Here is a 16,904-nt window from a genome sequence, read left to right on the forward strand (position 1 = left end):
GGGCTATCCGTCGTTGAATGTCGCGGCATCGGGGCCGCTCATCTCGTCGAGCAGCGCCTCGAAGTCCTTGGCCTCGCGGAAGTCCTTGTAGACTGACGCGAAGCGGACATAGGCCACATCATCAAGGACCTTGAGGCCCTCCATCACCAGATTTCCGATATCGGCGGCCCGCACGTCGCTGTCGCCGGAACTTTCCAGCTGGCGCACGATCCCGCTGATCATCCGTTCCACCTGGTCGGGATCGACCGGCCGCTTGCGGGTCGCAACGCGAACGGAGCGCTCGAGCTTGTCCCGGTCGAACGGCACACGCCGGCCGGTGCGCTTGACCACCGTCAACTCGCGCAGCTGCACGCGCTCGAAGGTGGTAAAGCGGCCACCGCATTCCGAACAGATCCGACGCCGGCGGATCGCCGTGTTGTCTTCCGTCGGCCGGGAATCCTTCACCTGCGTGTCATCGCAACCGCAATAGGGGCACTTCATGTGGCACTCGGCTCCGAACCGGTTTGCGCCGCCCCGGCCATACACACTGGCGACAGGAGCGGCGCAAGGCCGGGGTTGTCACAGGGAGCGGGCGCCCGGGGGCGCCTGCGTCCCCCTTAAAGACCGGGATAGATCGGGAAACGATCCGTCAGCGCGATGACCTTGTCCTTCACCGCCGCCTCGGTCGACGCATTGCCCTCTTCGGAGTTGGCGGCCTTGAGACCGTCCAGCACCTCGGTGATCAGCTTGCCGATCTCGCGGAACTCCTGCGGGCCGAAGCCGCGCGTGGTGCCCGCCGGCGTGCCGAGGCGAATGCCGGAGGTGATCGTCGGCTTCTGCGGATCGTTGGGAACGCCGTTCTTGTTGCAGGTGATGTTGGCGCGGCCGAGCGAGGCCTCCGCCGACTTGCCGGTCAGGTCCTTGGGCCGCAGGTCGACCAGCATCAGATGCGTGTCCGTCCCGTCGGAGACGATGTCGAGACCGCCCTCGCGCAGGGTTTCGGCCAGCACCTTGGCATTCTCGACGACGTTGCGCGCATAGACCTTGAATTCCGGCCGCAGCGCCTCGCCAAAGGCCACCGCCTTGCCGGCGATCACATGCATCAGCGGACCGCCCTGGAGCCCCGGGAACACCGCGGAATTGATCTTCTTGGCGATGTCCTCGCGGTCCGTCAGCACGATGCCGCCGCGCGGACCGCGCAGGGTCTTGTGCGTCGTGGAGGTCGCGACATCCGCGTGGGGGAACGGGCTCGGGTGCACGCCGCCGGCAACAAGGCCGGAGAAATGCGCCATGTCCACCATCAGATAGGCACCGACCGCATCCGCGACCTCGCGGAAGCGGGCGAAATCGATCTCGCGCGAATAAGCCGATCCGCCGGCAATGATGAGCGCGGGCTTGTGTTCGCGGGCCAGCGCCTCAAGCGCGTCGTAGTCGATCAGGCCGGTCGACGTGTCGAGGCCATATTGCACGGCGTTGAACCACTTGCCCGAGAGATTGGGGCGTGCGCCATGGGTGAGGTGACCGCCGGCATCGAGGCTCATCCCGAGGATGGTGTCGCCCGGCTTGATCAGCGCGAGAAACACGGCCTGGTTCGCCTGGCTGCCGGAGTTGGGCTGCACATTGGCGAAGCCACAGCCGAACAGCTGCTTGACGCGCTCGATGGCCAGGTCCTCGGCGACATCGACGAACTCGCAACCGCCGTAATAGCGGCGGCCCGGATAGCCTTCCGCATATTTGTTGGTCATGATCGAACCCTGCGCCTCAAGCACGGCGCGCGAGACGATGTTCTCGGAAGCGATAAGCTCGATCTCGTGGCGCTGGCGTCCGAGTTCGCGGGTGATGGCCGAATGGATTTCCGGGTCCGCGTCCGCAAGACCGCGCGTGAAGAAGTCCGGATAAATCGGCGTGTCGAGCGTTGAGTCGGTCATCGACATCGTCGGTCCCCTCTTTCGTGAACTGATCAGAACGCAAGCAAATGCTTGGGCAAGGCGCGCGGGCGGAGCGTGTCTCCGTCACCACCTGGTCGCAGGAGACGAACAGGCACCGCTGTCAAGGGCTTCGCAAATAGCACAGGCCAGATGGTGAACCAAGAGCGAAGACCGCATGGCGATCGCGTCACGGCGCGTTTGAAAGTCGCCTGGTCAGTTTTCGCAAGGCCAGTTGCTGCAAGTCCGCCTGGCTTGCCTGCCTGGGTCCGAGGACGACAACCTCGATCCCGGTGGTGGCGTCAATTGCCGTCACCCGAACCTGTCGTCCAACCGGAAAAAACTCGAAATAGACCTCGCCCGCCGGGCCGCCCGACTGGCTCATCCGGCCGCCCCGCCGATCCCGATCCGGCGCGAACGCCGCTTGCGGATCTTGAAACGAAAGGCGGACTTTTCTGCAGAAAAACGCATCTGCGGTCTATTGATAGGCGGAAACAGCCGTGCCGGCTCCATCGAGAGCCAACCCGTCGCGGTCGTAGATGTCGTCGCGGAAATGCACCACGCCCTCGGCGGTCGCCCAGCCGGTGACATAGGCCAGATACAGCGGGATCTGCGCCTTCAGACGAACATCCTCGCGCACGCCGCTGCGGATGGTTTCGTCGACCCGGGCACGATTCCAGTCCGGCGTGGTGCTCTCAAGCAGCCAGGTGATCAACTCGCGAACATTCTGCACGCGGACGCAACCGGAGGAATGGAACCGGTAATCGGACCCGAACAGGGACTTCGACGGCGTGTCGTGCAAATAGACCTGATGCTTGTTGTGGAAGTTGATGCGAACCGACCCGAGCGAATTGATCTCGCCCGGCTCCTGGCGGAACTGGAACTTCGTTGCCTCGTCCGTTCCCCAGTCGATCTGCTGCCAGGCAAGTTCGTTGCCCTTCCAGTCGAAAATCCGGATCCGGTTTTTCTCCAGATACTGCGGATCCTCGTTCATCTTCGGGATCAGGTCCTTGCGGATGATGGAGACGGGCACCGTCCAGTAGGGATTGAAGTTCAGCTCGTAAATCTTGGAGTTGAGGATCGGCGTCTGCCGGTCGATCTTGCCGACGACAGCGGTATGACGCGACCGCACGCGACCATTTTCGACCGCCTCGATCTCGGCGGCCGGAATATTAACCATCACGTAGCGGTCGCCCAGGAAGCCGGACATGGAGCGCAGGCGCACCATGTTGGTCTCAAGCTGCGACAAGCGCACCACCGCGGGCACGTTCATCGCGTCCAGCGTGCTCTTGCCGACCACCCCGTCCGGCGTCAGACCGTGGCGGATCTGGAAGCGGCGCACCGCGGCATCGACGTAGGAATCGAAGGTGTCGGACATACCTGCGGTCTGCTCGAGGTCGCCAGAGACCATCAGACGGCGGCGCAGCGAGATCACATTGTCCTCGCGCGTGCCCAGACGCATGGCGCGGCGTCCGCTCGTCACCTGCGGCCAACCGCCGTTCTGGACGATCGAGGAATAGCGCTGGATCGCGATTTCGACATAGGTCGCGGTGTCGGGGGAAAGTGTCGGAGACGACGATTCGACGGCCTGGAGACTGCGCATCGTGTTGTCGAACTGGTCGCGCCATTCAACGCGCTGCTGCTGTTCGATCAGCGCTTTCAGGGCCGCGTTCTGCGCCAGCGCCGGGGCCGGCGCTACAGCCGCGCACAGAAGGGACACGGCGCCGAGCAGGGAAACGCCAAGCAGGCCGCGCCGCATCCGGGGGCCCGTCGCACCCTGTTTTGCCGACTGAGATGCCACCATATTCATTCCGTCCCGCCTTGCCGTGCCATGTCACACAGAGGTATCGCCACCGGATTAACAAATACTCTCTCCCGAAACGGGAGCATCCGGCAACACCAGCCTGGTTTGCGCCGCAATCCTTAACGCATGGCAATATGGCACATTCATGTCGCAGCGTCCGCCCCGGTTCCGGCGGTCTACGGGGCGGCACACCGCATGGATCGGCCCGGATTGCCTTCCAGAAACGCATCGGGCCGCTCCATGAGGATGCGGCCCGATCGTCAGGTCGTCCGGATTTCGACGGCGTCGACCGCCGCCAGACCTCAAAGGCGATACAGGATCTGGTCGGTCCAGAACCGTTCCAGGCGACGGAGCGACCGGTTCAGCACCTTGAAGTCCTCCGGACCGATCTCGCCGACCTGTTCCACAGACAGCATGTGCCGCTGGTACAGAGCATTCACCTTCTCGGCGACGCCCTTGCCCTTCTCCGTCAGGCTGACACGAACCGACCGGCGGTCGGTGCGCGAGCGCTGATGGTGAATGAAGCCGAGATCGACCAGTTTCTTCAGGTTGTAGGAGACATTCGAGCCGAGATAGTAGCCGCGGGTGCGAAGTTCACCCGCCGTCAGCTCGGCATCGCCGATATTGAACAGAAGCAGCGCCTGCACGCTGTTGACGTCGGAGCGACCCTCGCGGTCGAACTCATCCTTGATCACATCAAGGAGACGCCGGTGTAATCGCTCGACCAGAGTCAGTGCCTCAAGGTAGAGCGGCTGGATATCATCGCCGTCTTCGGCCTGCAAAGCCGCGTCGACCGCTTTCGTTGCCGTCATCATCTGTTTGCGCCTCATGTATTGTTTGCGGTGCATTTTTTGTCACCTTGATGCAAACCATACCCGGCGGCCTCTAAAATCCGCTTAAAAAGGAGACTAAATCATCGGTTAACGCGCCAATGCATTGCATATTGATCGAATTCAGGAATTCTTAACTGTAAATATTGCCGGGTTGGGCGGTTTCGACCTCGAATACATGAAACGAGGGTTCAACGGGCAGCCGAATTTTTTTCAAGATTCCCGATGCGCGACAGATGGAAAAAAGGCCGACATCCACCCACCTCCGCATTTTTCACGAGGAAAAAAGCCGCGCCGACGAAATGCCGGCGCGGCCCGTAATCCGTGACCCAAGGCACCCTCGCCGCGTCAGGCGGTTTCCGCGCCACGCAGGAAGCGGATGATGCCGGAGAAATCCGTGCCCGCCTCGCCCTGATTGCAGAACAGATTGTAAAGGGCTGCGGCTTCCGCGCCGAGCGGGGTAGACGCCCCGCTGGCGCTCGCGGCCTCCTGGGCGAGCTTCAGGTCCTTCAGCATCATCGCGGCGGCGAAGCCCGGCTGATAGTCCCGATTGGCCGGAGAGGTCTCGACCGGGCCGGGAACCGGGCAATAGCTCGTCAGCGACCAGCATTGACCCGAAGCCGTCGAGGAGATGTCGTAAAGCTTCTGGTGATCGAGGCCGAGACGTTCGGCCAGCACGAAGGCTTCGCAGACGCCGATCATGGAAATTCCGAGCAACATGTTGTTGCAGATCTTGGCGGCCTGCCCAGTGCCGGCTCCGCCGGCATGGACGATCGTCTTGCCCATGATCTCCAGGTAGGGTTTGGCCGCCTCAAACGCCTCGTCCGGGCCACCAACCATGAAGGTCAAAGTGCCGCCGGCCGCGCCGGCAACACCGCCGGAGACAGGCGCATCGACCATCTTCATGCCGGCGGCCGCCGCATCCTTTGCCACGGCGCGGGCGCTGTCGACATCGATCGTGGAACTGTCGATCAGCAGGGTGCCGGGGCGGGCATTGGCGAGAATGCCGGTCTCGCCGCCATAGACCTTGCGAACATGCGTGCCTGCGGGAAGCATGGTCACGACGACATCCGCACTTGCCACGGCCTCGGCCACAGATTCCACCGGGTTGCCGCCGGCGTCCTTCAGCCGGGCACGCGCGTCGGGCGAGAGATCAAGTCCATAAACCGTGTGGCCGGCCGCCACCAGATTGGCGGCCATTGGCCCGCCCATGTTGCCAAGTCCGACAAATCCGATCGTTGCCATGGATGTCATCTCCCCTTTTCGATGTTTGAACGTGTTCTTGCCGCGCGCGGCGCGTCACCTTCGCTGCTCCCGGTCGCTCAAATACAGAAGCACCAGATAAATCGCGATGGTCGTGAGGTAGAAGCCGATCTCGTAGGGCCGGCGCCCGAAGACATCGGAAAACGCCGTGTGCATCACCACCTGCGTCAACGCGCGGGTGAGCCACATCACCGTGCCCCAGGACACGGTCAGCCACAGACCGATGGCGGCGACGAGATCCAGAACCGCGAAAAACACGGTGGCCGCCTGCCATTCGATCGGCATGTCCCAGAACCAGAACCCGCGCCAGGGCACGATGCCGATAATCCGGGCCCAGTGAATCAGCCCGCCGCCGATCAGAAGCACGGCCATCGCCCGCAGATACCAGATCAGCGCCACGGACCAAGCGGGCCGGTTTTTCCAATAGTCTTGTAGCAATGCGTTCATGTGATCTCCGGCCCCCCGCGCCCGGTCAGCGCAGCCCGGCGCCCCTTGTATCAGACATCAAGATCGCCGCCATCGGGAAGCTGGAAGTAGCGCTCGATCTCGTCCGACCGGACCTCGGCGATCTGCCCGGGCGACCAAATCGGTGCATTGTCCTTGTCGACGATCACCGCGCGTACGCCCTCATAGAAGTCGTGCCCTTTCAGGATATGACTGACAATGCGGTATTCGAGCCGCATGCAGGCCTCGAAATCGAGATCGGCGCCCTTGCGCAGTTGAGCGAAGGCAAGCGCGACACTGGTCGGCGATTTGGAGCGGATCGCGGCGAGCTGCTTCGATGCCCACTCCCCGTCATCCCCCTCGCCGGCAACCGCCTCCAGTGCCGCAAGCACCTCCTCGAGCGAGGACTTGCCGAAGACATCCGCACAGGTCGCCGCGCGGGCCGCGAGCGGCGCTTCACCGGCGCCGAGGTCGGAGGCCGTGCGCGCAAAGGCCGCAAGCGCCTCGTCGGGATGCGCGCCTTCGCAAAGAGCGGTGGTGAGCGCCTCCAGGTCGGACGACGTCACCGCCTGGGTGAGAACCCCGGCCCACAAGGCATCCGCCTGCTTCAGGCGGGCGGCACTCAGGGCCGCCATCATCCCGGTCTGATGCGGCATGCGCGGCAGGAAATAGGTTCCGCCGACATCGGGAAAGAAGCCGATCCCCGTCTCCGGCATGGCGAACATCGTGCGTTCGGTGCCCACCCGGTGGCTTCCATGAACCGAGACGCCGACGCCGCCGCCCATGACGATGCCGTCGACCAGCGCGACATAGGGCTTGGGGTAGCGCTTGATCTGGACGTTAAGACGATACTCGTCGGCGAAGAAATCGACCTGCGCCGGATCCTTCGCCTGCCCCTGATCGTAGATCCGGCGGATGTCGCCACCGGCGCAAAAGGCCTTTTCGCCCGCCGCCCGCACGACCACGCAGCGCACCGTATCCTCCTCGCGCCACTCCTCGAGCTTTTCGGCAAGCGCGGTGACCATGCCATGGGTGAGCGCATTCAGCGCTTTCGGCCGGTTCAGGGTGACAAGACCCGCATGGCCGCGGATTTCGAACAGGATTTCGTCTTCGCTCATCACGTCCTCACAACCTTGTCGCCGAACAGGATCAACACGGCGAGGATCACGCCGTAGCCCCACAGCATCATCGCCGCGAACAACACATCGAATGCCGGCGGAAGCGCTGGAAACACCTGCGCGAAGGCCAGCGTCGCGGCGGCATCTCCCAACAGCCCCGGAATAACCACTCCGGCGGCAAAGCGCGCGCTCTTTCCCGGTTCGCAGAACAGACGCGCAGCAAGAAGCGCGACCGCGCTGGCCAAGACGCCGCCGACGATCAGCGCGAGGACATAGGGAAGTCCCGGACCGACCAGAATGAGATGGCCGAACAGCCGGAAGACAAGGCTCGCGGCAAGCCACCCAATAATGCCAACGATCAGACCGCGTCGCATATCGTCATGCCCTTGTCCCCTTGCAACCGGCGCGCGGGGCTTTCAATCATTTCAACAAATCCCGAGCGATGATCAGCCGCATGATCTCGTTGGTGCCTTCCAGGATCTGGTGCACGCGGACATCGCGCAGGAACCGTTCGACCGGATAGTCGCGCAGATAGCCGTAGCCGCCATGCAATTGCAACGCCTCGTTGACGACAGAGAATCCCACATCCGTTGCCATGCGCTTGGCCATCGCCGCCATGCGGGTGGCATCCGGGGTCTTTGCGTCCACGAGCGTCGCCGCCTTGTGCAGCAGAAGCCGCGCCGCCTCCAGCTCCGTCGCCATGTCGGCGAGGCGGAACTGCAGCGCCTGGAATTCGGCGAGCGGCTTGCCGAACTGCTTGCGCTCCTTGAGATAGGCAATCGACCGGTCGAGACAGCTCTGCGCCGCGCCGAGCGAGCAGGCACCGATGTTGAGGCGTCCGCCGTCGAGGCCGGCCATCGCGATCCTGAACCCGTCGCCTTCCGCGCCGATGCGATTGGCGACCGGCACGCGGCAATCGCTGAAGTTCACCTGCGCGGTCGGCTGGCTCTTCCAGCCGAGCTTGGCCTCCTGCGCGCCGAAGCTCAGGCCCGGCGTGTCCTTTTCAACCACCAGACAGGAAATGCCCTTGGGACCGGCGTCGCCGGTGCGCACCATCACGACATAGATGTCTGAGCGCCCACCGCCGGAAATGAAGGCCTTGGAGCCATTCAGCACATAGTCGTCACCGTCGCGAACGGCGCGTGTGCGAAGGCTCGCCGCATCCGACCCCGATCCCGGCTCCGTCAGGCAATAGCTGGCGAAATGGTCCATCGAACACAGTGCCGGCAAGAACCGTTGGCGCTGGGCATCGTCGCCAAAGCGGTCGATCATCCAGGCGGCCATGTTGTGGATCGAGATATAGGCGGCCGTCGAGGTGCAGCCTGCGGCCAATTCCTCGAAGATCACCGCCGCATCCAGCCGGGTCAGCCCGGACCCGCCGACATCGTCCCCGACGTAAATGCCCCCGAAACCGAGCTCGGCCGCCTTGCGCAGCGTGTCTTCGGGAAAATGGGAGGTTTCGTCCCATTCCCGCGCGTTGGGCTCCATCTCGTCGCGTGCGAACTGGCGGGCAACATCCTGAAACGCGCGCTGGTCTTCGCCAAGAGTGAAATCCATCGAACCGCTCTCCTCCCGTAGCGTCGACGCGGGAACTCGCGCGGCGACCTGCCCCGTGGGATTATCCGCCCCCTGCGCCTGCGTCAATTGCGACCCTGAATTCCCTCTGCCCTGTCTTTCGGCCACAGGCTTTCCGGTGCTAGTGTCTCGGCTCAAAGGTAAAACGTCTTTCCCGGAGTAGAAGCATGACAGCGCCCCAGCGCCCCGCGAACGGTCCGAGCACCGCCACCGTCGATGCCGTCGTGGGCGGCCGGCGCATGCGTCGAAACCGGCGCACCGACTGGTCGCGACGCATGGTCCGCGAAAACACGCTGACGGTCGACGACCTGATCTGGCCGCTGTTCGTCACCCGCGGCACCAATCTCACCGAAGCCGTTCCCTCCATGCCCGGCGTGATGCGCCACAGCGTCGACCGCATCCGGGCGCAGGCGGAGGACGCCGCGGCGCTTGGCATTCCGGCGATCGCGCTGTTTCCCAACACCGACCCGGAGCTGCGCGACGCGCGCGGATCCGAGGCGCTGAACGCGGAAAACCTCGTGTGCCAGGCCTGCAGGGAAATCCGCGCGGCGGGACTTCCCATCGGACTGATCACCGATGTCGCGCTCGACCCCTACACCAGCCACGGCCATGACGGGCTGATGGAGGGCGAGACCATCGTCAACGACGAGACGGTGGAGCAGCTTGTGGCGCAGGCGCTGCTGCAGGCGGATGCGGGATCGGACGTGATCGCGCCTTCCGACATGATGGACGGACGCATCGGCGCGATCCGCGCGGCGCTTGACGCCAACGGACATCAGGACGTCCAGATCATGTCCTATGCGGCGAAATACGCCTCCGCGTTCTACGGGCCGTTCCGCGACGCGGTGGGCACCAACATCACGCTGGTCGGCGACAAGCGGACCTATCAGATGGATCCGGCCAATTCCGACGAAGCGCTGCATGAGGTCGAACTTGACCTGGAGGAAGGCGCCGACATGATCATGGTCAAGCCGGGCATGCCCTATCTCGACATCATCCGCCGGGTGAAGGACGCCTTCCTGCGCCCGACCTTCGCCTATCAGGTGTCGGGGGAATACGCGATGATCTGCGCCGCCGCCCAGAACGGCTGGCTCGATCGCGAGCGGGCGATGATGGAAAGCCTGATGGCCTTCAAGCGGGCCGGTGCCGACGGCGTTCTGACCTATTTCGCGCCAGAGGTCGCGCGTCGTCTCAAGGGCTAACCGCCCCTTGTCGGCGGAACGTCACGGCATGATCGACGACGTGCGCGGCGCCTGTGCAAGCAGCGCGGCAAGCCTGTCGATCCCCTCTTCGTAGCGGGCGTCCTGCGCGACATTGGCAAGGCAGAGCCGCACGGCCTGCGGGGCGTTTCTTGGCTCCACGCAAAAATGGCGTGCGGGACTGACGCGAACGCCGAGCGACGCGGCCTCGGCGGCAAATCCGTCCGCGGTCCAACTGTCGGGAACCGGCAGCCAGGCGATCCCGCCGGCAAGGCGCTCGCGGTCCAGTCCGGGAAGCCGGACATGGCAATAGTCGGCACGGCTGGCGATCCCTGCGCGCAGCAACGCGGCGCGCTCCGACAATTCCGGCTGTTCCAGCACCCAGCTTGCCGCATCGGCAAGCAGCGGCGACACCATCAGGCTCGTGGCGTTCAGCACCGCCTCGATATGGCGGATCCTCTCCACAGGACCGGCGGCAAATCCGACACGCAGCACCGGCGCGACGGATTTGGACAGTCCGGAGACCAGCACCGTGCGCTCCGGCACAAGGCGCGAAAACCCCGCCGGGGCATCCGGCATGAGAAAACCGTAGATCTGGTCCTCCACGATGGTCAGTCCCTGACGCGCCGCGACCGCGGCGAGATCCGCGCGCCGCGCCTGAGTCATGGAAATGCCCGTCGGGTTCTGCACATCGGGCATCACCACCACCAGCGAAACCGGATGACGGCGGCAGACCGCCTCAAGCGCGTCGGGACGCATGCCCTCTCCATCCCCAGCAACCGGATGCAACGGAATCCCGAGCGCGACGGCGGCCCCGATCACGCCGGGATAGGTTACCGCATCGCAGGCAATCGCTCCCCCGCGCGCGGCGAATGCCTGAAACGCGGCAGACAGCGCCGACTGCGCGCCATGGGTCAGCACCACCTCCCGCGCGTCGAGCCCCGGACGCCACCGCGTCAGATAGGCCGCCGCCGCCTCGCGGTCCTCCGCCCGGCCCGCTGAAGCGGTATAGCCGGCGGGAATGGCGCCGGCCGACAACCGCGCCGTTGCCCGCTCCAGCGCCGCGGATACAAGCGGTGCCGCGTCATGCATCTGAAAGCCGTTGACCGCGAAATCGATGACGCCCGCATCCGCCGCCGTTTGCGCCGATGCGCCGGGCGGGAAAGACACCCGCCGGTCCGTGGCGCCGACAAAGGTGCCCCGCCCGACCTCTCCGTGGGCAAGTCCGGCCACCACAAGCGAACGATAGGCGCGCGCCACGGTTGCCGGCGCACAGCCAAGCTGCCAAGCCGCCTCGCGGATCGGCGGCAGGCGCGTTCCGGCCGGCACGCGCCCTTCGGCGATCTCTGCGCGCAAATGCGTTTCGATGGAGCGGGCGGTCGCCGGCCGCGCCGGCGCATCGGCCGTGATCTGCGAGAATATTGTCATGAGTACAATATAAGAATTGTATCAAGTTTTGTCTCAGTCATTTTGTGGGCTCACGCGACAACTCCAACGCCGGGAGATTGCGGATGCCCTCCGATGTTCTCATGCCCCTCGCCCAATATGGCGTGCTCGTCCTGTTCATCGTCGCCATGGTCGGCTCTCCCGGGCCGGCAAACATGTCGCTGATGGCCAGCGGCGTCGCCTTCGGCGCAAGGCCCGCGGTTCCGTTCCTGCTCGGCACCATGAGCGGTTTCCAGATTATCTTCTGGCTGAACGTGCTGGGGCTCTATGCGCTGCTGCAGGGCGCGCCGCAGGTGTTCGAACTGCTGCGCTGGCTGTGCATCGGCTACATTGTCTATCTCGCCTGGACCATCGTGCGCTCGGGCAGCGGCGCGCCCGGCGACGCCCGGCGGGTTCCGGGCTACCTGCGCGGCCTGTGGGTGCACCCGCTCAGTCCCAAGGCCTATGCGATGCAGATTGCCGCGATCTCGCAGTTCGTCTCGCCGGAGCGCTATCTTGCCGATGCGCTTCTCGTATCGCTGACGTTCTGGGTGCTCGGCGGGATCCTGAACGGCCTGTGGCTGCTGGCCGGCGGCCGGTTGCGGATGGCCGTCCGCGCGTCGCGTTTCCTGTATTGGCTCAAGCTCGTCCTCGCCCTCCTCATGATCGGCTCGACCATCGCGAGCTTGCAAATGATCCCGGCTTGATGGCACAGGGGAGGTCCCGGTTCCTTTCGCGGTGACCTTTCATGTCGGTTTCGCTCGATTCCATCCGCACCGCGGCCCAGGTGATTTCCGGGGCCGTGATGCGCACGCCGTGCCTGCCGGCGCCGAAGCTCTCCCGCCTGACCGGCGCGGACGTCTGGGTCAAATACGAAAATCTCCAGGTGACCAACGCGTTCAAGGAACGCGGCGCGCTGGTGAAACTGTCATCGCTCTCGCCCGAAGACCGCAGGCGCGGCGTCATCGCCATGTCCGCCGGCAACCACGCCCAGGCGGTTGCCTATCACGCCGGACGGCTCGGCATCCCCGCGACCATCGTCATGCCGAAACCGACGCCCTTCGTGAAGGTCGCGGCGACGCGCGGCTATGGCGCGCGGGTGGTGCTGGCCGGCGAGATGCTGGCCGACGCGCAAGCCGAAGCCGAACGGATCGCGGAGGCGGAAGGCCTCGTCTGGGTCCACCCCTATGACGACGAAGCGATTATCTGTGGTCAGGGCACCATCGCGCTGGAGATGCTGGAGGACCACCCGGACCTGGAATGCCTGGTCGTTCCGGTGGGCGGCGGCGGGCTGATTTCGGGAATGGCGACGGCGGCCAAGGCACTGCGTCCGGACATCGAGATCATCGGCGTCGAAGCCGCGCTCTACCCGTCCATGAAGGGCGCGCTGGACGGCAAGGCCGTTCAGTGCGGCGGCGCGACGCTTGCCGAAGGCATCGCGGTCAAGAATGTCGGCAAGCTGACGCTGGAGATCGTGCGCAACAGCGTCGACGACATTCTCCTGGTCGACGAGGCGACCATCGAACAGGCGGTCAACGCCTATCTCACCCAGCAAAAGACAATGGCCGAAGGTGCCGGCGCCGCCGGTCTTGCCGCCCTTCTCTCTCACCGCGAACGCTTCGCCGGCCGCAGCGTCGGGCTGGTGATGTGCGGCGGCAACATCGACCCCCGACTGTTGTCCTCGATCATGGTGCGCGGTCTGGCGCACGAAGGGCGTCTGTTGTCGATCCGCATAACGACCCCGGACCGGCCCGGCGTTCTGGGCGACATCTCGACCCTGATCGGGTCGCTTGGCGGCAACATCCTCGAGGTCTCGCATCACCGGCTGTTTCTCAACGTCCCGGCGAAGGGAACCACGCTGGATGTCACGATGGAAACCCATGACCGCACCCATGCGCAGGAGATCCTCGCCGCGCTTGAAAGCCGCGACTTCAGTGTCCGCATGCTGGATCTGGGAGAATCGCGCCTGTGACGCTTTATCCCGGCCGCATTTGACAGCACGCCCGGCAATCCCCACCTGAAAGGGGCAACCGAGCGAAAGGACGCCATGACCTCCCCCTCCTCCGGACACAGCGAACAGGACGCCTCCGTGCCCGCCTATGCTCCCGCCTTCGACGACCCCAGGCTTTTTGCCAGCGTGCGCACGAACCGGATCTTTGCCTTCGTCATCGATGCGATCCTGATCGGCGCAATCACCTTGATGGCGACGGTGCTGGTGTTTTTCCTGGGCATCTTCACGCTCGGGCTGGGCTGGTTGCTGTTTCCCATTCTCTGGCCCGCCGTCGCGCTCATCTATGTCGCACTGACACTCGGCGGACCGACCGGCGCGACGCCCGGCATGCGCGCGATGGGCGTGACCATGCGCATGGCAAATGGCGGTCGGCCGGATATCCTGATTGCCGGCATGCATGCGCTGCTGTTCTGGTTCTCGATTTCCCTGCTTACACCGCTCGTGCTTGCGGTCTCATTGTTCAATGCCGAAAAGCGGCTCTTGCACGACCTGATCCTCGGCACCGTCGTGGTGAACCGCGCCGCGGACCTCCGGTAGGAGCCACACGGCGCCCGCCGTGGCAAAACTTTCCTGAATCAAGCCCTTCGGGAAAGCATTCCTTCTTTGCGAAGCGCCCTGTGGCGGATAGAAAGGACGTGGCGTTCGTCGCGCCGCGCGCCTTCGCGTGGCCGGAAAGAGGATATGGGCCGACCGCATGCAGCCAGCCGATCCTGCCATGATCCTCACGCTCGTGGTGATCGTCGCCACGATCGTGCTCTATGCGATGGAGCGCTTTGCGCTGGAATATGTCGCCCTGGGATCTCTCGTCGCGCTGATGCTCACCTTCACGGTGTTTCCTGGCGAGACCGGGATCGGTCCGGCCGAACTGCTCGCCGGCTTCGCCAATCCGGCGCTTGTCACCGTCACCTGCCTGCTGATCGTCGGCCACGCGCTATTCCAGACGGACGCGCTTGAAAAGCCGGCGCAATTCATCGTCAGGGCGACACGCCGCAATCCGCATCTGGCAGCGGCTCCGATTCTGATCGCGGTCGCCATCATCAGCGGCTTTTTGAACAACACGCCCGTCGTCGTGATGTTCCTGCCCATCCTCTCCGCCGTTGCCGCCGCCCAGGGAAAATCCTCTGCCCGGTTGCTGATGCCGCTGTCCTTCATCGCCATTCTCGGCGGCATGACGACGCTCATCGGCTCTTCGACGAACCTACTCGTGGCGGATGTGGCGGCGCGGACGAGCGACGTGCGCCTCGGGTTTTTCAGTTTCACCGGTCTTGGCGTGATCCTTGCGGCGGTCGGCGGGTGCTATGTACTCTTCGTCATGCCCTATCTGCTGCGCCCGCGAAAAACAATGGCGGACGAGCTACAGCCCTCGACGGGAAAGCAGTTCATCGCGCAGATCCACATCACCAACGATCATCCGCTGGAGGGCGCATCGGCGGTTGCGGGCCTGTTTCCGGCGCTCAAGGACATGACGGTGCGCCTGGTGCAGCGCGGCGAACGGCCGATCCTGCCGCCGTTCGAGAATGTGACCCTGCGACCGGGCGACACGCTGATCGTCGCGGCCACGCGCTCCGCACTGACCGCCGCGCTTGCGCGCCGCCACCCCCTGATGGCGACCGACGGCGACGAGAACGGCGAAACCGAAGTCTCCGTTCCTCAACGCTCCCTGACGCTGGCCGAGGCCGTGGTGGCTCCGGCCTCGCGGCTGAGCGGGCGCACCATTGCCCAAAGCGGCTTTCACACCGAAACAGGTTGCGTCGTCATGGGCGTGCAGCGGCGCTCGCGCATGCCACGCATGGCCATGACCGAGATCCGCCTGGAACCCGGAGACGTGCTGCTGCTGGCCGGAGGCGCGGAAGACATCAAGAAATTGCGAAATTATCGCGATGTTCTGCTGCTCGACTGGTCGGCGGCCGAGGTCCCGCCGCGCCGCCTCGCGCCCCGCGCTCTCGCGATCTTTTCGATCATGGTCTTCGTCAGCGCGACGGGACTGGTGCCAATTGTGACCGCCTCCGTCGCCGCGACCTTCGCGCTGATCGCCACCGGATGTCTCAACGTGCGTCAGGCGTTGCGCGCCGTCGACAGCCGTATCTTCATGTTGATCGGCGCCTCGATCGCCTCGGCCACGGCCCTGGAGGTCACCGGCGGAGCGCGGGCGATCGCGGACCTGCTTGTTGCCCAGCTCCAGAACCAGCCGCCGATGATTGTCCTGTCCGCGCTCTATCTTCTGGTGATGATGCTGACCAACATGCTGTCGAACAATGCGACCGCGGTTCTTTTCACCCCCATTGCCGTCAACATGGCGGGGCCGACGGGACTGCCGGTGGAAGCCTTCGTCACCTGCGTGATCTTTGCGGCGAACAGTTCCTTCGCGACGCCGATCGGTTACCAGACCAACCTCATCGTCATGGGCCCGGGGCACTACCGCTTTTCCGATTTTCTCATCGCCGGCACGCCGCTTGCCATTTTGCTCTGGCTAACGTTCACTTTGGTTGCGCCCGTGTACTATGGTTTCGCCATGCTGTAGCGGGCAAGAAGCGGAGACCCAACGAACGTGACGCGGCACCCGACCGATACCCCGCAATTCTATCTGACCGCGCCGGCGCCCTGTCCCTATCTGGACGGACGCAAGGAACGCAAGGTCTTTACCCATCTCGTCGGGTCCAAGGCGCAGACCCTCAACGACGTTCTGACGCAGGGCGGGTTCCGGCGCAGCCAGAACATCGCCTATCGCCCCGCCTGCGAGGACTGCAAGGCCTGCATCTCCGTCCGCGTCAGGGTGGACGACTTCCGCTGGACGCGGGCGTTTCGCCGGCTGTGGCGCAAGAATGCCGACATCATCGGAACGGCATCGTCTCCCGCCCCCTCCTCACAACAATATGATCTCTTCCGCCGGTATCTCGATGCCCGTCATGCCGATGGCGGCATGTCCGACATGACCGTGCTCGACTATGCGATGATGGTGGAAGACACGCATGTGGAGACCATGCTGGTCGAATACCGCAAGCGCGGTCCCGACAGTTTTCTCAACGGGCGCGGCGCCGGGCCGCTTCTGGCCGTCGCGCTGACCGACATGCTGAGCGACGGCTTGTCGATGGTCTATTCCTTCTTCGACCCCGACGAACATGCCCGCAGCCTCGGAACGCACCTGATCCTCGACCACATCGAGCGCGCCCGCGGGCTGGGCCTTCCTTACGTCTATCTCGGCTATTGGGTGAAGGGGTCACCGAAGATGGACTACAAGGCGCGCTTCCAGCCCCAGGAGCTTCTCGGCCCCGAGGGATGGGGGCCCGCCGAGACTGAGGCCCCGACCACCCCGGATTGAAGAGACCTCGCG

General features: G+C 64.5%; 16 protein-coding genes and 1 pseudogene. 6 read left to right on the plus strand and 11 right to left on the minus strand.

The window, feature by feature from the left end:
• Window positions 1-3: 3 nt before the first annotated feature.
• The 10 genes and pseudogenes from nrdR to LC092_RS00700 form a co-directional block, all read right to left on the minus strand.
• Window positions 4-480 carry a transcriptional regulator NrdR gene (gene nrdR / locus LC092_RS00655; protein ID WP_224804032.1) on the minus strand — a complete coding sequence of 159 codons (477 nt, stop codon included), beginning with the start codon at window positions 478-480 and terminating at the stop codon, window positions 4-6.
• Between the two features lie 116 nt (window positions 481-596).
• The gene (gene glyA, locus LC092_RS00660; protein ID WP_224804034.1) at window positions 597-1,913 is read right to left on the minus strand and encodes a serine hydroxymethyltransferase; all 1,317 of its coding nucleotides are present in this window, start codon (window positions 1,911-1,913) and stop codon (window positions 597-599) included.
• A gap of 181 nt (window positions 1,914-2,094) precedes the next feature.
• The gene (locus tag LC092_RS00665) at window positions 2,095-2,289 is read right to left on the minus strand and encodes a DUF6898 family protein (RefSeq protein WP_224804036.1); all 195 of its coding nucleotides are present in this window, start codon (window positions 2,287-2,289) and stop codon (window positions 2,095-2,097) included.
• Between the two features lie 93 nt (window positions 2,290-2,382).
• Entirely contained in the window at window positions 2,383-3,663 is a 1,281-nt protein-coding gene (locus tag LC092_RS00670) for a L,D-transpeptidase family protein (RefSeq protein WP_412103512.1), read from the minus strand.
• 347 nt (window positions 3,664-4,010) lie between these two features.
• Window positions 4,011-4,523, minus strand: a complete 513-nt coding sequence (gene ldtR, locus LC092_RS00675) for a transcriptional regulator LdtR (protein WP_224804041.1) — start codon at window positions 4,521-4,523, stop codon at window positions 4,011-4,013.
• A 363-nt stretch (window positions 4,524-4,886) separates the two neighbouring features.
• Window positions 4,887-5,798: pseudogene (gene mmsB / locus LC092_RS00680) on the minus strand (3-hydroxyisobutyrate dehydrogenase); the annotation flags it as partial.
• Window positions 5,799-5,837: 39 nt separating this feature from the next.
• Window positions 5,838-6,248 (minus strand): DUF6163 family protein, encoded by a 411-nt coding sequence (locus LC092_RS00685; protein ID WP_224804045.1) that lies wholly within the window; start codon window positions 6,246-6,248, stop codon window positions 5,838-5,840.
• Between the two features lie 50 nt (window positions 6,249-6,298).
• Window positions 6,299-7,363 (minus strand): enoyl-CoA hydratase/isomerase family protein, encoded by a 1,065-nt coding sequence (locus tag LC092_RS00690; protein ID WP_224804046.1) that lies wholly within the window; start codon window positions 7,361-7,363, stop codon window positions 6,299-6,301.
• Window positions 7,363-7,737: a DUF5367 family protein gene (locus LC092_RS00695; RefSeq protein WP_224804048.1), complete on the minus strand. Its 375-nt coding sequence runs from the start codon at window positions 7,735-7,737 to the stop codon at window positions 7,363-7,365. The genes LC092_RS00690 and LC092_RS00695 overlap by 1 nt, the downstream gene beginning before the upstream one ends.
• A gap of 46 nt (window positions 7,738-7,783) precedes the next feature.
• Window positions 7,784-8,920: an isobutyryl-CoA dehydrogenase gene (locus tag LC092_RS00700; protein WP_224804050.1), complete on the minus strand. Its 1,137-nt coding sequence runs from the start codon at window positions 8,918-8,920 to the stop codon at window positions 7,784-7,786.
• A 185-nt stretch (window positions 8,921-9,105) separates the two neighbouring features.
• On the opposite strand from LC092_RS00700, the gene hemB reads away from it, so the two are divergent.
• Window positions 9,106-10,140, plus strand: a complete 1,035-nt coding sequence (gene hemB, locus LC092_RS00705) for a porphobilinogen synthase (RefSeq protein ID WP_224804052.1) — start codon at window positions 9,106-9,108, stop codon at window positions 10,138-10,140.
• Between the two features lie 21 nt (window positions 10,141-10,161).
• On the opposite strand, the gene LC092_RS00710 is transcribed toward hemB, so the two are convergent.
• Window positions 10,162-11,565: a PLP-dependent aminotransferase family protein gene (locus LC092_RS00710; RefSeq protein ID WP_224804054.1), complete on the minus strand. Its 1,404-nt coding sequence runs from the start codon at window positions 11,563-11,565 to the stop codon at window positions 10,162-10,164.
• 83 nt (window positions 11,566-11,648) lie between these two features.
• Here LC092_RS00710 and LC092_RS00715 point away from each other — a divergent pair, with 83 nt between their 5' ends.
• From LC092_RS00715 to LC092_RS00735, 5 genes are all read left to right on the plus strand, one after another.
• Window positions 11,649-12,269 carry a LysE family translocator gene (locus LC092_RS00715; protein WP_224804056.1) on the plus strand — a complete coding sequence of 207 codons (621 nt, stop codon included), beginning with the start codon at window positions 11,649-11,651 and terminating at the stop codon, window positions 12,267-12,269.
• 41 nt (window positions 12,270-12,310) lie between these two features.
• The gene (locus LC092_RS00720; protein ID WP_224804058.1) at window positions 12,311-13,534 is read left to right on the plus strand and encodes a threonine ammonia-lyase; all 1,224 of its coding nucleotides are present in this window, start codon (window positions 12,311-12,313) and stop codon (window positions 13,532-13,534) included.
• Window positions 13,535-13,609: 75 nt separating this feature from the next.
• Window positions 13,610-14,110, plus strand: a complete 501-nt coding sequence (locus tag LC092_RS00725) for an RDD family protein (protein ID WP_224804060.1) — start codon at window positions 13,610-13,612, stop codon at window positions 14,108-14,110.
• Between the two features lie 157 nt (window positions 14,111-14,267).
• Window positions 14,268-16,094, plus strand: coding sequence for an SLC13 family permease (locus LC092_RS00730; protein ID WP_224804062.1), 1,827 nt, complete (start codon window positions 14,268-14,270; stop codon window positions 16,092-16,094).
• 27 nt (window positions 16,095-16,121) lie between these two features.
• The gene (locus tag LC092_RS00735) at window positions 16,122-16,892 is read left to right on the plus strand and encodes an arginyltransferase (protein ID WP_224804064.1); all 771 of its coding nucleotides are present in this window, start codon (window positions 16,122-16,124) and stop codon (window positions 16,890-16,892) included.
• Window positions 16,893-16,904 lie beyond the last annotated feature (12 nt).

Source organism: Stappia stellulata (assembly GCF_020176715.1).
In the GTDB taxonomy this organism is placed as follows: Bacteria; Pseudomonadota; Alphaproteobacteria; order Rhizobiales; family Stappiaceae; genus Stappia.